The sequence below is a fragment of the Colwellia echini genome, from assembly GCF_002843355.2.
GTDB classification, from domain to species: Bacteria; Pseudomonadota; Gammaproteobacteria; order Enterobacterales; family Alteromonadaceae; genus Colwellia; species Colwellia echini.
This window is the reverse complement of record NZ_PJAI02000116.1, coordinates 1-331: the sequence shown is the minus strand read 5'-3', so window position 1 is coordinate 331 and position 331 is coordinate 1. Positions and strand designations below refer to the sequence as shown.

At 44.1% G+C, this 331-nt stretch carries 1 protein-coding gene; it reads left to right on the top strand.

The features are described 5' to 3' along the window. Positions 1–331: hypothetical protein (locus CWS31_RS17695; protein ID WP_170252928.1), on the top strand; the 331-nt coding region annotated here is incomplete at both ends.

Here is a 331-nt window from a genome sequence, read left to right as displayed (position 1 = left end):
CGTTAAAAGATACGTTTAACCTTACGGCAACCGACGGCAGTTTATTAATCACAGACATCTCAGGATTTGAATTAATTGATGGTGTGGGTAATGCCACTTTAACAGGCGACAGCGCGAACACCTGGTTAGTTAATGGTAATAATGCAGGTACCTTAAACGGTATTAGTTTTACAGACTTTGTGAAGTTAGTCGGCGGTAATGGCATTGACAGTTTCACCGTAAATACGGGTGTTTCTATTGGCGATATCAGTGGTGGCAATGGCGCAAACACGTACGCGATTAATGGCACTGCGGGTGCTATCACGGGTGGTGTTGATGCAGATACCTTTAC